11 protein-coding genes and 1 pseudogene are annotated in these 17,991 nt (G+C 64.2%); 7 read left to right on the top strand and 5 right to left on the bottom strand.

Annotation, left to right across the window (positions count from 1 at the left end):
* Positions 1-43: 43 nt before the first annotated feature.
* From ACYQ47_RS27810 to ACYQ47_RS27795, 4 genes and pseudogenes are all read left to right on the top strand, one after another.
* Positions 44-6,073 (top strand): alpha-2-macroglobulin family protein, encoded by a 6,030-nt coding sequence (locus tag ACYQ47_RS27810; RefSeq protein WP_459907943.1) that lies wholly within the window; start codon positions 44-46, stop codon positions 6,071-6,073.
* 4 nt (positions 6,074-6,077) lie between these two features.
* Complete coding sequence (gene pbpC, locus ACYQ47_RS27805; RefSeq protein WP_459907941.1) at positions 6,078-8,300, top strand: penicillin-binding protein 1C; 2,223 nt, start codon at positions 6,078-6,080, stop codon at positions 8,298-8,300.
* 228 nt (positions 8,301-8,528) lie between these two features.
* Entirely contained in the window at positions 8,529-9,137 is a 609-nt protein-coding gene (locus ACYQ47_RS27800; RefSeq protein WP_250525910.1) for a ComEA family DNA-binding protein, read from the top strand.
* A 139-nt stretch (positions 9,138-9,276) separates the two neighbouring features.
* Positions 9,277-9,759 (top strand): annotated as a pseudogene (locus tag ACYQ47_RS27795) (YidB family protein); the annotation flags it as partial.
* A 180-nt stretch (positions 9,760-9,939) separates the two neighbouring features.
* Here the strand turns inward: ACYQ47_RS27795 and clpB are convergent.
* Both clpB and ACYQ47_RS27785 read right to left on the bottom strand, forming a co-directional pair.
* A complete protein-coding gene (gene clpB, locus ACYQ47_RS27790) occupies positions 9,940-12,537 on the bottom strand; it encodes an ATP-dependent chaperone ClpB (protein WP_250492287.1) in 2,598 nt (865 codons plus the stop codon).
* 188 nt (positions 12,538-12,725) lie between these two features.
* On the bottom strand, positions 12,726-13,211 hold the full coding sequence (locus tag ACYQ47_RS27785; protein ID WP_250492286.1) for an Rrf2 family transcriptional regulator: 486 nt from the start codon (positions 13,209-13,211) through the stop codon (positions 12,726-12,728).
* A gap of 312 nt (positions 13,212-13,523) precedes the next feature.
* Between ACYQ47_RS27785 and ACYQ47_RS27780 the strand changes: the two genes are divergently transcribed.
* Complete coding sequence (locus tag ACYQ47_RS27780) at positions 13,524-14,066, top strand: group III truncated hemoglobin (RefSeq protein ID WP_459907938.1); 543 nt, start codon at positions 13,524-13,526, stop codon at positions 14,064-14,066.
* Between the two features lie 179 nt (positions 14,067-14,245).
* Here the strand turns inward: ACYQ47_RS27780 and moaE are convergent, their stop codons facing one another.
* From moaE to ACYQ47_RS27765, 3 genes are read right to left on the bottom strand one after another with little or no spacing between them, the layout of a single operon-like run.
* Positions 14,246-14,710, bottom strand: coding sequence for a molybdopterin synthase catalytic subunit MoaE (gene moaE, locus ACYQ47_RS27775; protein ID WP_250525912.1), 465 nt, complete (start codon positions 14,708-14,710; stop codon positions 14,246-14,248).
* Between the two features lies 1 nt (position 14,711).
* Positions 14,712-14,969 (bottom strand): molybdopterin converting factor subunit 1, encoded by a 258-nt coding sequence (gene moaD, locus ACYQ47_RS27770; protein WP_244825364.1) that lies wholly within the window; start codon positions 14,967-14,969, stop codon positions 14,712-14,714.
* 11 nt (positions 14,970-14,980) lie between these two features.
* On the bottom strand, positions 14,981-16,219 hold the full coding sequence (locus tag ACYQ47_RS27765; protein ID WP_459909343.1) for a molybdopterin molybdotransferase MoeA: 1,239 nt from the start codon (positions 16,217-16,219) through the stop codon (positions 14,981-14,983).
* Positions 16,220-16,664: 445 nt separating this feature from the next.
* Between ACYQ47_RS27765 and ACYQ47_RS27760 the strand changes: the two genes are divergently transcribed.
* The gene (locus tag ACYQ47_RS27760) at positions 16,665-17,210 is read left to right on the top strand and encodes an NUDIX hydrolase (protein WP_244825366.1); all 546 of its coding nucleotides are present in this window, start codon (positions 16,665-16,667) and stop codon (positions 17,208-17,210) included.
* Positions 17,211-17,237: 27 nt separating this feature from the next.
* A complete protein-coding gene (gene aat / locus ACYQ47_RS27755; RefSeq protein ID WP_250492467.1) occupies positions 17,238-17,969 on the top strand; it encodes a leucyl/phenylalanyl-tRNA--protein transferase in 732 nt (243 codons plus the stop codon).
* Positions 17,970-17,991: the final 22 nt, after the last annotated feature.

Genomic DNA, 17,991 nt, shown 5'->3' with positions numbered 1-17,991 from the left:
CTCCAGTAAAATCGCGCGGACAAGAATTACTCGGAACGAGTGGATGAGCCGCGTCATGAAAAAACAAAAATGGATTCTGGCCGCAACCACCCTCATCGCCGCTTTCGGCATGAGCGTCGCGATGTATCGGGCCGATGCCGCGCGCGTCGTGACCGTGTCGCCACAAGGCAAGGTCGCGCAAGTGCGTCAGGTCGTCGTGAAGTTCGACGAAGCCATGATCGCGTTCGGCAGTCCGAGCGCCGCCGCGCCCGGCAAGCTCGCCTGTAGCGGCGCGCCCGCCGCGGCCACCGCCGGCGGCGCGCGCTGGATCGACGAAAAAACCTGGGCCTACGATTTCAACGCGGACTTGCCGCCAGGAGTGCGCTGCGGCATCGACCTCAACAGCGGCCTGAAATCCAGCGCGGGCAACGCGCTGTCCGGTCCCAGCCACTTCGCGTTTCAGACGGGCGGGCCATTCGTTACACGCGTCGAGCCGAGTTACGGCGATATCGAGGAAGACCAGACCTTCGTGCTGCGGTTGAACGGCCCGGCCACGCAAGCGTCGGTGCTCGATCACGTCTGGTGCGAATCGAGCGCACTCGGCAACCGCATTCCCGTACGGACGGCCGACGACGCCACGCGCGGCGCGCTTCTCAAACACTTCGGACTCGCTAAGGAAAGCGACCGCGTGCTCACGCTCGCATGCGGGCAAACGTTGCCGTCCGGCTCGAAAATGCAGCTCGTCTACGGCGCGGGCGTCACCGGGCCGAGCGGCATGCCCAACGATGTCGAGAAGCGCTTCGACTACAAGGTGCGCGATCCATTTTCCGCGAGCTTCACATGCGAACGGGAGAACGCGAACGCGCCCTGCACGCCGCTGCGCCCGCTCAGGCTCATGTTCACCGCGCCGATCAGCCGCGCCGACGCCCAGAAGTTCGCGTTGCGTGGTCCCAAAGGCACGGTCGCGCCGCACTTCGATGAAGACAGCAAGGACGCGGAAGTCGAAGCAGTAGAATTCGCCGCGCCGCTGCCGGAGCGCACCGATCTCACCATCGAGGCGCCTGCCAATCTCAAGGACGTGAGCGGCCGCACGCTCGCCAACGCCGACTTCTTCCCGCTCAAGACCGCGACCGCGCCCATGCCGCCGCTCGCGAAGTTCTCGTCGGGCACGCTCGGCATCATCGAGCGCTTTGCAGAGCCGGACATGCCCGCCATGTTGCCGGTCACGCTGCGCCATGTGGAAGCCGACCTGCACGTGCAAGGGCTCGACTCGGGCACCTCGCAGATCACCAAGCTCAGACTCGACGCCGACACCGACATCCGCCAATGGATGCGCAACGTCGATTTGTTCGACGGCATCGGCATGTCGCGCTCGTCGATCGAAGCGCGCATGCCCTCGCTTTTGAAGAACGGTATCGCGCCCGTCATCGTGCCGGAATCGGACGGCACCGTGAGCCGCGATCCGACCATCGACATTCGCTCGCTTTCGCTCTTGAGAAAGCGCGCGGGCGTCGAAACGCTCACGCTGCCCGCCGCCGATCCCAAGGCGCTGCGTCCCTTCGAAGTCGTCGGCATTCCGCTCGCGAAGCCGGGCTTCTATGTCGTCGAACTGGCGTCGCCGGCGCTCGGCGCGTCGTTGATGGGTCGGAACAAGTCGATGTTCGTGCGCACGTCGGTGCTCGTCACGAACCTCGGCGTGCACTTCAAGCAAGGGCGCGAGAACAGTCTCGTCTGGGTGACGACGCTCGACAAGGGCAAGCCCGTCGCCAATGCGGATGTACGCGTGACCGACTGCAACGGCGATCAAGTGGCCACCGGCAAGACCGATGCGCAAGGGCTCGCGACCATCGGTAAACCGCTCGCGGCCATCCGCGAATGCAACGAGAACAGCTTGTCGTACGGCGGCTTCTTCGTCTCGGCGCGCGTTACCGATCCGGTCACCGGACCCGACATGGCCTTCGTGACCTCGGACTGGAATCGCGGCATCGAATCGTGGCGCTTCAACGTGCCGACCGACATGAGCACGAGCCGCACGGTACGCGCGCACACCATTTTCGATCGCACCTTGCTGCGCGCGGGCGAAACGGTGTCGATGAAGCACCTGATGCGCGTCGAAACGCTCAAGGGTTTCGGCTTCCCGCCGAAGTATCCGACGCGCGTGACGATTCGTCATATCGGCAGCGGACAGACGTGGCACATGCCGCTCGCGTGGAGCGCCGATCACAGCGCCGACTCGAGCTTCGCCATTCCCGCCGCGGCCAAACTCGGCGAATACAGCGTGACGCTCGATAACGGCGCGGCCAGCGACACCAACGACGCGAGCGACGACGACGGCGAAGGCAGCAATGTCACGCAGTCGTACGAGACAGGCAGCTTCCGCGTCGAGGAATTCCGTCTGCCGGTGTTCAAGGGCACGGTCTCGGCGGGCGACAGCAAATCGGCCGGTCTTATCGCCGCGCAAGAAGCGCCGGTCGATGTCCACCTCGAATATGTGCAAGGCGGTCCGGCATCGAACCAGCGGGTGCAAGTGTCGGCGCTCGTGCGCGACACGTCGCCGCCCTTCGCTTCAGACTATGATGCATTCAGCTTCTCGCCGTATCGCAAACCCGCGGACGATGGCGCGAGCGCGCCCGCCGAGGACGAGGACAGCGAGCAGCAGACGGAGACCACGACGAAACTCGTCGCCGACAAACTGCGCGTCACGCTCGATCGCAATGGCGACGGCAAGCTGATCGTGAAGCCGTTGCCCGCCGTCGATTCGCCCAAGCGTCTCGCGCTCGAAGCGAGCTTCGCCGACCCGAACGGCGAGATCCAGACCATCAGCGGCAGCGCCACGCTCTGGCCCGCCGCGGTCGCCGTGGGCGTGAAGGCCGCGCATTGGGCGTCGGTCGGCGGTTCGGTGCCGGTGCAAGCGCTTGCGCTCGATTTGCAGGGCAAGCCGCGCGCGGGCGTATCGGTCGAAATCAAGGGCATGGCGCGCGTGATGTCGAGTTCGCGCAAGCGCATGGTCGGCGGCTTCTACGCCTACGACAACCATTCCGAAACGAACGACCTGGGCACGCTTTGCAGCGGCAAGAGCGACGATCACGGCATCGTCTCGTGCGATGCCAAGCTCAAGACCGCCGGCAATATCGATCTGATCGCCGTCGCGAAAGACGGCGATGGCCGCACGGCCAACGCGAGCACGTCGGTCTGGGTCACGCGCGAAGACGAACTCTGGTTCGGCGGCGAGAACACGGACCGTATCGACGTGCTTCCTGAAAAGAACAGCTACGAGCCCGGCGAGACCGCGCGCTTCCAGGTGCGCATGCCCTTCCGCTCGGCCACTGCGCTCGTCGCGGTGGAGCGTGAAGGCATCATCGAAACCCATGTGGTCGAACTGAACGGCAAGGACCCGACCGTCGAACTGAAGGTCGAGCAAGCGTGGGGGCCGAACGTCTATGTGTCGGTGCTCGCGTTGCGCGGACGTATCCATGAAGTGCCGTGGTATTCGTTCTTCACGTGGGGCTGGAAAGCGCCGGTCGAATGGGCGCACGCGTTCTGGTATGAAGGCCGTCAATATCAGGCGCCGACGCCGCTCGTCGATCTCTCGAAGCCCGCGTTTCGTTACGGGCTGGCATCGATCAAGGTGGGCACGGCATCGCACAAACTGGCGGTGAGCGTCACGCCGGACGCGAAGTCGTACACGGTACGCGCCAAGGCGCATGTGAAGGTCAAGGTCGCGTTGCCTGACGGCAAGCCCGCGCCCGCAGGCACGCAGATCGCGGTCGCGGCCGTCGATGAAGCCCTGCTCGAACTCATGCCCAACCAAAGCTGGAACGTGCTCGACGCGATGTTGCAGCAGCGCGCCTACGGCGTGGAAACATCGACCGCGCAGATGGAGATCATCGGGCGGCGGCACTTCGGGCGCAAGGCAGTGCCAGCGGGCGGCGGCGGCGGACATAGCGCCACGCGCGAACTCTTCGATACGCTCCTGCTGTGGAATCCGCGCGTTACGCTCGATGCAAACGGAGAAGTATCCGTCGATGTGCCCTTGAACGACGCGCTCACGCGCTTTCGCATCGTCGCCATCGCAGCGGTGGGCGCGGGACGCTTCGGCACGGGCAGCGCATCGATTCAAAGCACGCAGGACTTGCAACTCATCTCCGGGTTGCCGCCGCTCGTTCGTGTGGGCGACGCATTCCATGCGCAGTTCACGCTGCGCAACACGACGCGGCGCACCATGCGCGTCGTCGTCACGCCGCACGCCGGTTCGCTCGCGCTCGATGCACGCACGGTGGAACTCGCGCCGGAATCGTCGCGGGAAGTCGCTTGGGACGTGACCACGCCCGACGTGCTCGGCATGAACGCATCGGCGAGTCTCGCCTGGGACGTGAGCGCGGTGGAGCAAGGCAGCGCTTCGGCCACGAAGCCCGCGAGCGATGCCGTCAAGCTGCAGCAGCGCGTCGTCGCGGCCATTCCGGTCACGACGCAGCAAGCGACCATCGCGCAGGTGGACGGCACGTTCAGCGTGCCCGTGGCGCCGCCCGCCGATGCCAGCACGTCGAGCAACGGCGCCGTGCGCGGCGGTATCGCGGTGTCCTTGCAGCCGAAGCTCGCGGACGGCTTGCCCGGCGTGCGACGCTGGTTCGAACGCTATCCGTATAACTGCCTCGAACAGCAGACTTCGCGCGCGCTCGGCCTCATGGACGCAGCGCAATGGCAAGCCGTGCAGACGCGCATGCCGTCGTATCTGGATCGCGACGGTCTCGCGAACTACTTCCCGCCCTACGACGACGAACGTCCGACCGGCAGCCCGACGCTCAGCGCGTACTTGCTCGCGGTATCGGACGAAGCGTCGAAGCTCGACCGCCGTCTTGCAATGCCCGCGGAATTGCGCGATCAGCTCGCCGCCGGTCTCGCGAATTTCGTCGACGGCAAGCTCGAACGCAAGTTCTGGGCGCCGCGCAACGACCTCGACTTCGAAAAGCTCACCGCCATCGAAGCGCTTTCGCGCTACGGTCTCGCCCAGCCGCGCATGCTCGGTTCGATCACCGTCGCGCCGGATCAATGGCCGACCTCGGCCGTGCTCGACTACTACGCGATACTTTCGCGCGTGGACGGTATAGCCGATCGCGAAGCGAAGCGCGCGCAGGCCGAGCAGATCATCCGTGCGCGGCTCACGTATCAGGGCACGCGTCTCACGTTCTCGACCGAACGCGACGACGATCTCTGGTGGCTCATGACTGGCAGCGAAACCAACGCCGCGCGCACCGCACTCATCTTCGCAAACGCGCCCGCGTGGAAGGACGAGATGCCGCGCCTCGTGGCCGGCCTCCTCGCGCTGCAGAAAAACGGCGCATGGCAGACTACGACCGCCAATCTTTGGGGCTCGCTCGCGGTGGGACGCTTCTCGCAAATTTTCGAAAGCACGCCGGTCACGGGACGCACGAACGTTGCGCTGGGCGCGGCGACGCAGAGCGTGAACTGGAGCGCTGCCGCGCCTGCATCGGCGTCGTCGTCGGCGACCCCGATCACTAAGAATGTCAACACGCGCAGCAGCTTGCTGCCGTGGTCAACCGGCTCGCTCACGTTGACGCAAGACGGCACGGGCAAACCTTGGGCAACCATCGAAAGCCTTGCGGCCGTCGCGTTGAAGGCGCCGTTCGCGGCGGGCTATCGCATCGTGAAGACGGTGACGCCGGTCGATCCCGCCGTGAAGGGCGTGCTCTCGCGTGGCGACATCGTGCGCGTGCATCTCGACATCGACGCGCAAAGCGACATGACCTGGGTCGTCGTCAACGATCCGATTCCCGCTGGCGCGACCATTCTCGGCTCCGGTCTCGGACGCGACTCGGAAGCGGCGACTTCCGGCGAGAAGCCGGATCGCGGTTCGTGGCCTGCCTTCGTGGAACGCGGATTCGAAGGGTATCGCGCGTATTACGACTATCTGCCGAAGGGCAAGCTGCAAGTCGAATACACGATGCGGCTGAATAACGCCGGTTCGTTCGGCCTGCCGCCGACGCGTGTGGAAGCGCTCTACGCACCGTCATCGTTCGGCGCATTGCCCAACGCGACGGTCGTCGTGAAGCCGCTCGCCGCCAGCGCGAAGTGACGCCGTGAAGCGCGCCCTGTGCTTTCTGATCGGCTGCGTCGTGGCAACGGCGGCGTGCGCGTCGCCGAGCTTCGACGAGGTGCGCGCGAACTGGAGCAGTTCCGACTGGGTGCTGTTGTCGCGCGATGGCGAACCGCTGCAACGCACGCGTGTCGATACGCACGCGCGGCGCGGCGACTGGGTTGCGCTTGCGGATGTCTCGCCCGCGTTGCGTGAGGCCATCGTGGTTTCGGAAGACAAGCGCTTCTACGATCACGCGGGCGTCGACTGGCGCGGCGCGGCGGCGGCGGCATGGGCGAATCTGTGGAACACGCGCACGCGTGGCGCATCGACGGTGACGATGCAGCTCACCGGACTCATCGACGACGATAACGGCAAGCCGAACGGCCGCCGCAATATCGGCGAAAAGGCGCAGCAGACAGTAGGCGCGCTATGGCTCGAACGGAGCTGGCGCAAGGACCAGATTCTCGAGGCGTATCTGAATCTCGTGCCGTTTCGCGGCGAGATCGTGGGTTTATCGGCGTTGTCGCAGACGCTTTTCAACAAGGCGCCGTCCGGGCTCGATGAACGCGAGGCCGCACTCGCCGCTGCGCTCGTGCGCGCGCCGAATGCGCGTTATGACAAGGTCGCGTCGCGCGCCTGCGTCATCTTGCGCGACATGCAGGCTTTGCATACGAGCGACAAGACGCACGCGAACGACCCGTGCGTCAACCTGGACAGCTATGTGCAACTGACGCTCACACGCACCGCGTCGGCGCCGGGCTTCGCACAAGGCGACGACGCGCTCGCGCCGCATTTCGCGCGGCGCGTTGCAAGCGAAACGCATCCCAAGGCGGGCGATCGCGTGCGCTCGACGCTCGATGCGCATGTGCAGCGCTTCGCGCGCGACACGCTCGCGCGCACGCTTGCCGAACTCAACGCGCGGGCTCATCCGCGCAATGTGCACGACGCGGCGGCGGTGGTGATCGACAACGCATCCGGCGATGTGCTCGCTTGGGTCGGTTCGGCGGGCGGCTTGTCGAACGCGCCCGAAGTCGATGCGGTGCTCGCCGCGCGGCAGGCCGGCTCGACGCTCAAACCGTTTTTGTATGCGCAGGCCATCGACGAAAAACGCCTGACCGCGGCCACGCTGCTCGACGACGCGCCGCTCGATCTCGCCACCGGCGGCGGCCTCTATATTCCACAAAACTACGATCACGACTTCAAGGGCTGGGTGAGCGTGCGTACGGCGCTCGGGTCGTCGCTCAACGTACCGGCAGTGCGCGCGCTCGTGCTCGTCACGCCGCATCGCTTTGCAAAGACGCTGGTCGCGCTCGGTCTGCCGCTCACGCAAGCGGGCGATTATTACGGCTTCAGCCTCGCGCTCGGCAGCGCGGATGTCACGCTGGCCACGCTTACCAATGCGTATCGCGCGCTGGCCAACGGCGGTGTCGCACGGCCGTCGTTCGATCTCGCGGGCCACGCTGCCGCGCCTGCGGGAAAGCGCGTGTTCAGCCCGGAGGCGAGTTTCATCGTCACGGACATGCTCGCCGACAACAACGCGCGCACGCGCACCTTCGGTTTCGACAGCGTGCTCGCCACGCGCACTTTCAGCGCGGTCAAGACCGGCACCAGCAAGGACATGCGCGATAACTGGGCCGTCGGTTTCACTTCGCGATACACCGTCGGCGTGTGGGTCGGCAATGCCGATGGCGCGCCTATGTGGGACGTCTCCGGCGTCACCGGCGCGGCGCCCGCGTGGAATGCGCTCGTCGGCTATTTGCATCGGCGAGCCGCCAGCCACGCGCCGACTGCGCCGTCGGGCGTGATCGAAACGCAGGTCGCGTATCAGAACGATATCGAACCGAAGCGCGGGGAATGGTTCGTGCGCGGCACGCAGATGAGCGCTATCGGCATCACGGCGAACGCGGCGGGCTCAAGCGGAGCGAGCGGCAAAGGGGACAGCCAGGCGGCGCGCATCGGAGCGCCGACCAATGGCACCATCTTCGCGCTCGACCCCGACATTCCGCCCGCGCGCCAGCGCGTGTGGTTCGAACGCTCGGGCAATGGCGCACTCGCCTGGCGTCTCGACGGCAAGCCGTTCGGCCGCGATGCGCGCGTCGCCTGGCTGCCATGGCCGGGACATCACGTCCTCGAACTCGTCGATGCGCGCGGCAACGCGGTCGATTCAATCGCCTTCGAAGTGCGCGGCGCGTTTCTCAAGACTGCTCAAAGGCCGTCGCGGTGAGGCCGAAGCATGCCTTGCAGCATGCAAAATATTGATGCGTCATCCAATCTGCATTGCGCGACGTTAAAGATTGTGCGCTCGTGTGGTGCGCGCGGCGGGGTCGTGCACAATGCGAGCCGTCATCGTTCGGGACTTGTTTTTGCCCTATGCTTAACGGCAAAGTCGTTATTCTGTCGTAAGCCCGGACGCATCGATTCATCATTCTTTTCCATTGCCTGGAGTGCCGTCATGCTGAAAAAGCTGCTGATGCTGTGCTTTGCGTTGATGCTGTCCGTCGGAACCGCGTTTGCCGCGGTCGATGTCAATACGGCCGATCAAGCCGCGCTCGATTCCGTGAAGGGCTTGGGTCCGGTGAAGTCGAAAGCGATCGTCGACGAGCGCGCGAAGAACGGCCCGTTCAAGGACGCCGACGATCTAGCGACGCGCGTGAAGGGTCTTGGAACGAAGTCCGTGGCCAAGCTCGAGGAGAACGGTCTGACCATCGGCGGATCGTCGCAGCCGCCCACGGGCAAGACCACGAAGCCCGCCGTGAGCAGCACGCAAGGCGCCGCGCCGTCCAACTCGACGGTCAAATCGTCGACAGCGGCCACGGCGGCGACCTCGCCCGCGGCCACCACCGCGCAAACGCCGGCCGCCACGCCGCAAGCGCCGGCTACCGCCGCACCTGCTTCGGCTACGAAAAAGAGTTCGCGCAAGTCCAAGGCCGCAAGCGCGGCGGCGGCTGCAAGCGCGGCGCCGGCAGCGACGACGGCACCCGCCGCGGCAAGCGATGCGAAGCCTTCGAAGCGCAAGAGCAAGAAAGACAAGGCCGCGAGCGCCGCGGCTGCCAGTCAATAAAAGTTAGAAAAGATCGAGGCGAGCAGGCGACGGCCAACCGCATCATGCCGTCGCCCTTCAACCTCAAGTACTTCGTCTCAAAGCTCGCGTTTCGCTCTTTTCGCACGATGCAAGCGCGTCACGCGAGCCACCCCACCCCGCAACTTCTCGTAGTGAGACTGCCATGAGCCTAATCGATATCCTCGCCTCCACCCTCGGCAACTCGTCGCAACAAGGCGGCCAACCCGGTCAATCCGGCCAGGCTGCGCTGATCACGGCGGCGCTCGAATTCGTCAACAACCAGCCGGGCGGTATCGCGGGGCTGATCCAGCGCTTTCATCAGGCGGGCGCGGGCGACATCGTGTCGTCATGGATCGGCACGGGCGAAAACAAGCCCATCAGCCCGGACACGCTGAACAACGCGCTCGGCTCGGACAACGTCGGTGCGCTCGCGCAGAAAGCCGGCGTGTCGAGCGATCAGTTGTCGGGCATGCTCGCGGCGGTGCTTCCGCATATCGTCGACCGCGCGACGCCGAACGGCGAAGTGCCCGCCAATGGCCAGATGGATCTGTCGAGTGTGCTCGGATCGCTAGGCGGCCTGGCGGGTCTCTTCGGCAAGAACGAAGCGCCGAAACAAGGCTGAGTCTGATTCATCGCGTTTGTTTTGGACCCCGCGGGCGGTTCGCCCTGCGGGGTTTTTTGTTTTGCGGGCCGCGGCGTTGGCGTCATCGATCGTTCCCGCTGCCGCCAAACAAAAAGGGCGATGGATCACCCATCGCCCTTTAGAAATCGCCGCCGAAATACAAGCAGCGATCAACCGCCTTTAGTGCACTACGCGGTCGAACACGAACTTCCCGTCCTTGATATCGACCGGAATGACGTCCTTCGGTCCGAACCTGCCAGCCAGAATCAGCTTGGCGACCGGATTCTCGATCTCCTGCTGAATCGCGCGCTTCAACGGCCGCGCGCCGAACACCGGGTCGTAGCCGACCTTGCCGATCTGTTCGAGCGCCGCATCCGACACGTCGAACTGCATGTCGAGCTTGGCCAGGCGGTCGTGCAGACGCTGCAACTGAATCTTCGCGATCGATTCGATATTCGCGCGATCCAGCGAGTGGAACACCACCACGTCGTCGATCCGGTTCAGGAATTCCGGCCGGAAATGCAGCTTCACCTCTTCCCAGACGGCGTCCTTCACCGCTTCGTGCGGTTCGCCGACCATGCTCTGGATGACATGCGAACCGAGGTTCGACGTCATCACGATCACCGTGTTCTTGAAGTCGACGGTGCGGCCTTGTCCATCGGTCATGCGGCCATCGTCGAGCACTTGCAGGAGCACGTTGAAGACGTCCGGATGCGCCTTCTCGATTTCATCGAGCAGGATCACGCTGTACGGCTTTCTACGCACGGCTTCGGTGAGATAACCGCCTTCTTCATAGCCGACGTATCCCGGCGGCGCACCGATCAGACGCGCGACGCTGTGCTTCTCCATGAACTCGCTCATGTCGATACGAATGAGATGATCCTCCGAATCGAACAGGAACGCGGCCAGCGCCTTGCACAGTTCCGTCTTGCCGACGCCCGTCGGCCCCAGGAACAAGAAAGAGCCGTACGGACGGTTCGGATCGGACAGACCCGCGCGCGAACGGCGAATCGCGTCGGCCACCGCGCCGATGGCTTCGTCCTGACCGACCACACGCTCGTGCAGCTTGCCCTCGATCTGCAACAGCTTCTCGCGCTCGCCCTGCATCATGCGCGACACCGGAATGCCCGTGGAACGCGACACCACTTCCGCGATTTCCTCGGCGCCCACTTGCGTGCGCAAAAGACGCGGCCGCGTCGGATTGTTCTGCTCCTGCGACTCGGCCTGCGTCACTTGCTTGAGACGCGCTTCGAGTTCGGGCAGCTTGCCGTATTGCAGTTCGGCCACTTTCTCGAGCTTGCCTTCGCGCTGCAAACGCGCGATGTCCGCACGCGCCTTTTCGATCTCTTCCTTGAGCTGCGCGCTGCCCTGCACGGCGGCCTTTTCGGCGGTCCAGATTTCTTCGAGATCCGAATATTCGCGATTGAGCCGGTCGATTTCTTCCTCGATGAGTTGCAGACGCTTCTGCGATGCCTCGTCCTTCTCCTTCTTCACGGCCTCGCGTTCGATCTTCAACTGGATGAGACGGCGGTCGAGCTTGTCCATCTCTTCGGGCTTCGAATCGATTTCCATCTTGATGCGCGACGCCGCTTCGTCGATCAGATCGATCGCCTTGTCCGGTAGAAAACGGTCCGTGATATAGCGATGCGACAACTCCGCCGCCGCGACGATAGCCGGGTCCGTGATCTCCACGCCGTGATGCAACTCGTACTTTTCCTGCAAGCCGCGCAGGATCGCGATGGTCGCTTCCACCGAAGGTTCGTCGACCAGCACTTTCTGGAAACGCCGCTCGAGCGCCGCGTCCTTTTCGATGTATTTGCGATATTCGTCGAGCGTGGTCGCGCCGATGCAATGCAATTCGCCGCGCGAAAGCGCCGGCTTCAGCATGTTGCCCGCGTCCATTGCGCCTTCGGCCTTGCCCGCGCCGACCATCGTATGAATCTCGTCGATGAAGACGATGGTCATGCCTTCGTCCTTGGCGATATCGCTCAGCACGGCCTTCAGCCGCTCCTCGAACTCGCCGCGATACTTCGCGCCCGCGAGCAGCGCCGCCATGTCGAGCGACAGCACGCGCTTGCCCTTGAGCGTTTCGGGCACTTCGCCGTTGACGATACGCTGCGCCAGTCCTTCGACGATAGCCGTCTTGCCGACGCCCGGTTCGCCGATCAGCACCGGATTATTCTTGGTGCGGCGTTGCAGAATCTGGATCGAGCGGCGGATTTCGTCATCGCGGCCGATCACCGGATCGAGCTTGCCTGCGCGGGCGCGCTCGGTCAGGTCGACGGTGTACTTCTTGAGCGCCTCGCGCTGACTTTCGGCGTCCTGGCTATCGACCTGCGCGCCGCCGCGAACCGCGTTGATCGCGGCTTCGAGCGCCTTGCGCGTAAGACCATGCTGGCGGGCCACGCGGCCCACTTCGCCTTTGTCGTCCGCGACTGCGAGCAGATACATTTCGCTCGCGATGTAGGTGTCGTTGAGTTTCTGTGCTTCTTTATCGGCGTTGTTGAGCAGGCCCGCGAGATCGCGGCTGACCTGCACGTTGCCGTCCGTGCCCTGCACTTGCGGCAAACGATTCATCGCGTCGTTGAGCGCGTTTTGCAGTGCCTGAACCTGCACGCCCGCGTGCGACATGAGCGAGCGCGCGGAACCGTCCTGCTGCGCGATCAGCGCGGCAAGCAAGTGAACCGGCTCGATATACTGGTTGTCGTGACCGACCGCCAGACTTTGCGCGTCTGACAGCGCTTCTTGAAATTTGGTGGTGAGTTTGTCGATTCTCATTATTGAAAGCTCCAATTCGAATACGACCAAAATGAGGCGCTTTTGGTCGGTTTCAAGCCTTGTTTAGCCGTTTGCGCGCACTTTTTCGCTTGATTTCGAGAAGGCCCGCGCGAGCGTCGGCGCATGAGAATGACCTGTCCGTCCGGTTTTCGTTCACCGTCCGGCCGCGTGCAGGACTTAACCGCGCGTCAGGCAGACGAGCTTTGCATGCGCTCGACCGATACCGGAATCACGCTCACAATGCCGAGCAACTGCGAGAGCTCATCCGCCGGACGCGCGAGTTCGCCGACCGTATGCTTGTCGAGTTCCGCAAGGAAGGCATCGCGCGCCGTCGCGAAGACGCCGCGCAACAAGCAGGCCGACTGAATCACGCATTGCCGGTGTGCCTTGTCGCGCGAAAAACAACCGACAATGTCGAAGTCGCTTTCCATTGTGCGCACGATCTCGCCGATCGTCAGATAAGGCGTGCGCTCGCCAAGCCGCAGTCCGCCATGACGCCCTCGCACCGTTTCCACCCAGCCGAGTTCGCCCAATTGCTGGACTATTTTCATCAGATGATTTCGCGAGATGCCATACGCCTCGGATATCTCGCCGATGGTCGAAAGGCGGGACGGGCGCACGGCAAGGTAAAGCAGGACGCGCAGGGTGTAGTCGGTGTAGTCGGTCAGTCGCATGATGTCACGATGATTTTGTGCGCGGAACACGCGCATCGAGAACAACGGAGCCAGAGGCACGCGGGCAAACGAAGAGCAGACGGCGAAAGCGGCGCGACGCGGGATGCGCGGAAAAACACCGCGCGTGCGCCAGCGACAATGACCTCAACGCACACATAAGGTCTAACATCCTGACGCGGCCTGCCGCGAAAAATTGAACGACCGGTCGGATTATCGCTGTTCAAGACGCGACATTTTGCGACAAAACAGCGCCTATCGTCAGCATAATGTGCTGACGCTTGCGTGTAAGCATCCGCATAACATTTATTTGCCATGATCCTTCACGAATCATCTGCCCTCCCGGCTCGCTTTGCGGAACCGGACGAAGCCAACATCCGGACGCTGGTGGAGACGTTTTATCGCCGTGTCGATGACGATCCCCTGCTCGGCCCGATCTTTTCGCGCGAACTGACGGGCCGCTGGGACGAGCATCTCGCCAAAATGACGACCTTCTGGTCGAGCCTCGTGTTGGGAACGAAGCAGTATCGCGGGAATGTGCAAGAGGCGCATCGGCCGCTCGAAGGTATCGCGCCCGAGCATTTCGCACGCTGGCTTACGCTCTTTCTCGACACCGTGGACGCGCGTTACGAGCCGGCCGCCGCCGTGCAGTTCATGGAACCGGCGCTGCGGATCGCGCACAGTTTGCAATTGAGCAAGTTCGGCTGGGATTACAAGATTCCCGACGCGCAGCAGGAACTTCTCGCGGCGCTCAAACGGCAGCGCACCGGCGGCCGGGAAGAGCCGCGTTTCGCAAAGCGGCCATCGGCGGAAGCGTCTCCAGCGAGATTCGTGGGACGTTCGGCGGATACGAAGTGACGCTCGCGGCGTTCTTCCTCGCCGATCACGCTTGTCTTGCCGCCCAAGGTTTTTGGCTTTTACCCGTTTGCGAGCGCTCTTAGCGCGATTTCGCGTGCCGCTTTTGTCTCGCCAGTCACGCGGTAAGCGGTTTGACTTATCCGCGGATCGTCGCCTTTTCCTATGACCATCGCCGCGCTTTAGCTTTTCGGCTTTTGCCAGCGAGCCAGCGCCGTATCATCCGATTCGCGCGCATCGACCCAGCGCTCGCCCGCGTCGGTTTTTTCCTTCTTCCAGAACGGCGCCTGCGTTTTCAAGTAGTCCATGACGAAGCCGCACGACTCGAACGCCTCGCCGCGATGCATCGCCGTGGTTGCGACCAGCACGATCTGATCGAGCGGCTTCAGTTTTCCCACGCGATGCACGATCAGCACGTCCGACCCAGGCCAGCGCGCACGCGCCGACTCGGCAATCTCGTGCAGCGATTTCTCCGTCATGCCGGGATAGTGCTCGAGCTCCATCGTCTCGACCGCGCTGCCTTCGTTCAAGTCGCGCACCGTGCCGACGAAGCACGCCACCGCGCCCACTTTCGGATTGCCCGCTCGCAGCGCGGCGACTTCCGCGCCGAGATCGAAATCCGCCTCCTGTACGCGCACGATCGTCATGTCAACCGCCCGTGACCGGCGGGAAAAACGCCACTTCGCAGCCATCCGTGATGCGCTGCGACGGGTCCGTCATGACGTGATTGCAGGCCATGCGCAACGCACGGCCTTCGGCGAGCGTTTCGGCCCACGCGCCGCCGCGCATGCGCAGCCAGGCGCGTACATCGCCGACATTCACGACGGTGTCCGGCACGCTGACCGTCTCGTTCGCGACACCCAGCGCTTCGCGCACGCTCGCAAAAAATCTCAGTTCGATATGCATTTGATGGCCTTCTACCGCATCAACTCTGAAAAGGGAATGAAGCGCACCGTCTCGCCCGCGCGGATGGCGTGATCCGGCGGATTGTCGATTAGCCCGTCGCCCCACACGGTCGAAGTCAGCACGGCGCTGCTTTGATTGGGAAAGAGATCGACGCCGCCCGCGTCGTTCACGCGCGCGCGCAGGAACTCGTTGCGGCGGTCGCCCTTCTTTTGGCTGAAGTCGGCACGCATCGAGTAGACGCGCGGCGCGACGTCGCTCGCGCCTGCCAGCCGCAGCAGGAACGGCCGCACGAACAGCAAGAAGGTGCAAAAGCTCGACACCGGATTTCCCGGCAGGCCGATGAAATATGCTTCGCCGAGTGCGGCATCCGAACGTCGCACGTTGCCGAACGCGAGCGGCTTGCCGGGCTTCATCGCGATCTGCCACATGGCGATGCGTCCTTCGGCTTCCACCGCCGGTTTCACGTGATCTTCCTCGCCGACCGATACCCCGCCGCACGTCAGAATCAGATCGTGTTCCCCGGCCGCGCGGCGCAGGGTTTCGCGCGTTGCGTCGAGACGATCCGGCACGATCCCGAGGTCGGTCACGTCGCAACCGAGTTTCGCAAGCAGCGAGCGCAGCACGAAGCGATTCGAGTTGTAGATGGCGCCGGGCGCGAGCGGCTCGCCGGGCATGCGCAGTTCGTCACCGGTGAAGAAGATGGCGACGCGCACGCGCCGCACGACATCGAGCGCGCCGCAACCGACCGATGCCGCGAGACCCAAAGCTTGCGGCGTGAGGCGCGTGCCCGCAGGCAGGATCACCGAACCGCCGCGGATGTCCGCGCCTTGTTGGGTGATCCATTCGCCGGCTGCGGGCGCGTGCGCGAACGCGACGCTGCCGTCGTCCGCCGCACGCGCCATTTCCTGCATGACGACGGTATCGGCGCCCGGAGGCACCGTCGCGCCGGTGAAGATGCGCGCGGCCGTGCCTGCCGTGAGCGGCGTGGCGGCGTGGCCAGCCGGAATGCGTTGCGACACCGGCAGCGCGCGCGGCGCGGCCTCGCTCGCGCCGGCGAGATCGGCGGCGCGGACGGCGTATCCGTCCATGGAGCTGGTGTGCATTGGCGGAACGTCTAGCGGCGACGTGACATCGGCGGCGAGAACGCGGCCGAGCGACGCCGCGGCATCGAGCGTATTGATGCGCTCGGTGCCATCGACCCGATGCGCGGCGTCGAGGAGAAGGCCGAGCGCTTGCGCGGTCGCGAGCATCGGGGGACGAGGAGAAGTGGACATGGAGTTCGTACGGAGCGATGCGCCCGTCAATCGTGAATGGGGAGTAGCTGGCAACGTCAGTCAACCATTGTAGCGAGATGGGCGGTGAGGCGAAGCGCTCTGGCGTTTGCGGTCGTTCGTGTGGTTTGCGGCGTTCGTGTCGTTCGCTTCGTTTGCGGTCGTTCGCTTCGTTCGCTTCGTTCGCTTCGTTCGCGTCGTTCGCGTCGTTCGCGTCGTTCGCGTCGTTCGTGTCGTTCGCGTCGTTCGCGTCGTTCGCGTCGTTCGCTTCGTTCGCTTCGTTCGCTTCGTTCACTTCGTTCGCGTCGCCTGCGCGAGTTCCGCCCGACCAACCGATCACGCCCCCGCTTTCCGCCTCACCCGCCCTTCATGACGACCCCCAAGCCGGTGATACACTCGCACCACACTTCCCACGTCCATTTCCATGAAATTCTGTTCCGTCTGCGGCCACGAGGTCGCCCTTTCGGTCCCGCCTGGCGACAACCGCGAGCGCTTCGTCTGCGGCAGTTGCGGCACCGTTCACTACCAGAATCCGCGCAACGTCGTCGGCACGGTGCCGGTGTGGGACGACAAGGTGCTCTTGTGCCGCCGGGCAATCGAGCCGCGCTACGGCTACTGGACCTTGCCGGCAGGCTTCATGGAAATGGACGAGACCACGAGCGAAGGCGCATCGCGCGAAACGCTCGAGGAAGCAGGCGCGCGCGTCGAGATTCAAAGTCTTTTCACGCTGCTCAACGTGCCGCACGTGCATCAGGTGCATCTGTTCTATCTCGCGCGTCTGCTCGATATCGAAATCGACGCCGGCGAGGAAAGTCTCGAAGTGCGTCTCTTCGAGGAAAGCGAGATTCCGTGGGACGAGATCGCCTTTCCGACCGTCGGCCAGACGCTGCGTTTCTTCTTCGCCGACCGCGCCGCGGGCAACTTCACGCTGCACACGGGCGACATCTTCCGCACGCTGCGCGAAGGCTGAGCGCCTCGCGCATCGACCGCTTCGACCATGGTTCCCTGGCTCGCCGACGACGATCCGTTCCCGCCCGTCGAGCGCGCGCTCGGCGCATCGAGCGGCGCGCCGGGTTTGCTCGCCGCGAGCGCGGAGCTTTTGCCCGCGCGTCTCGTCGATGCCTACCGGCGCGGCATCTTTCCGTGGTATTCGGACGGTCAGCCCGTGCTGTGGTGGAGTCCCGATCCACGCATGGTGCTGGTTCCGGACGAGTTCAAGGTTTCCGATTCGCTGCGCAAGACGCTCAAACGCGTGTCGCGCGAGCCGCTCTGGGAAGTGCGCGTGGACGACGACTTCGCCGCCGTGATGCACGCGTGCGCCGACACGCCGCGCGACGGTCAGCGCGGCACGTGGATCACTTCCGAAATCGTTGAGGCGTACTCGACGCTGCATCGCGCGGGCAAGGCGCACAGCGTCGAAACGTGGTTCGACGGGCGGCGCGTGGGCGGGCTTTATGGCGTGTCGTTCGGCAAGATGTTCTTCGGCGAATCGATGTTCGCGCACAAGACCGATGCCTCGAAAATCGCCCTCGCCGCGCTCGTCGCGCACTTGCGCCGCCATAAAATTGGGATGATAGACTGTCAGCAGAATACGGCGCATCTGGCGTCGCTGGGCGGCCGCGAGATCGGCCGCCGCGCGTTCGTCACGCATCTGCGTCACGCGGTCGAAGATGCGCCGATTCCCTGGCGTTTCGATAAATCGGTTCTCGCGGAACTGATCGAGCGCTAGACGACGACGCAAGGACACCGGA

The sequence above is a fragment of the Caballeronia sp. HLA56 genome (assembly GCF_054655155.1).
The sequence above is the reverse complement of the archived record's forward strand: the minus strand, read 5'-3'. Positions and strand labels throughout refer to the sequence as shown.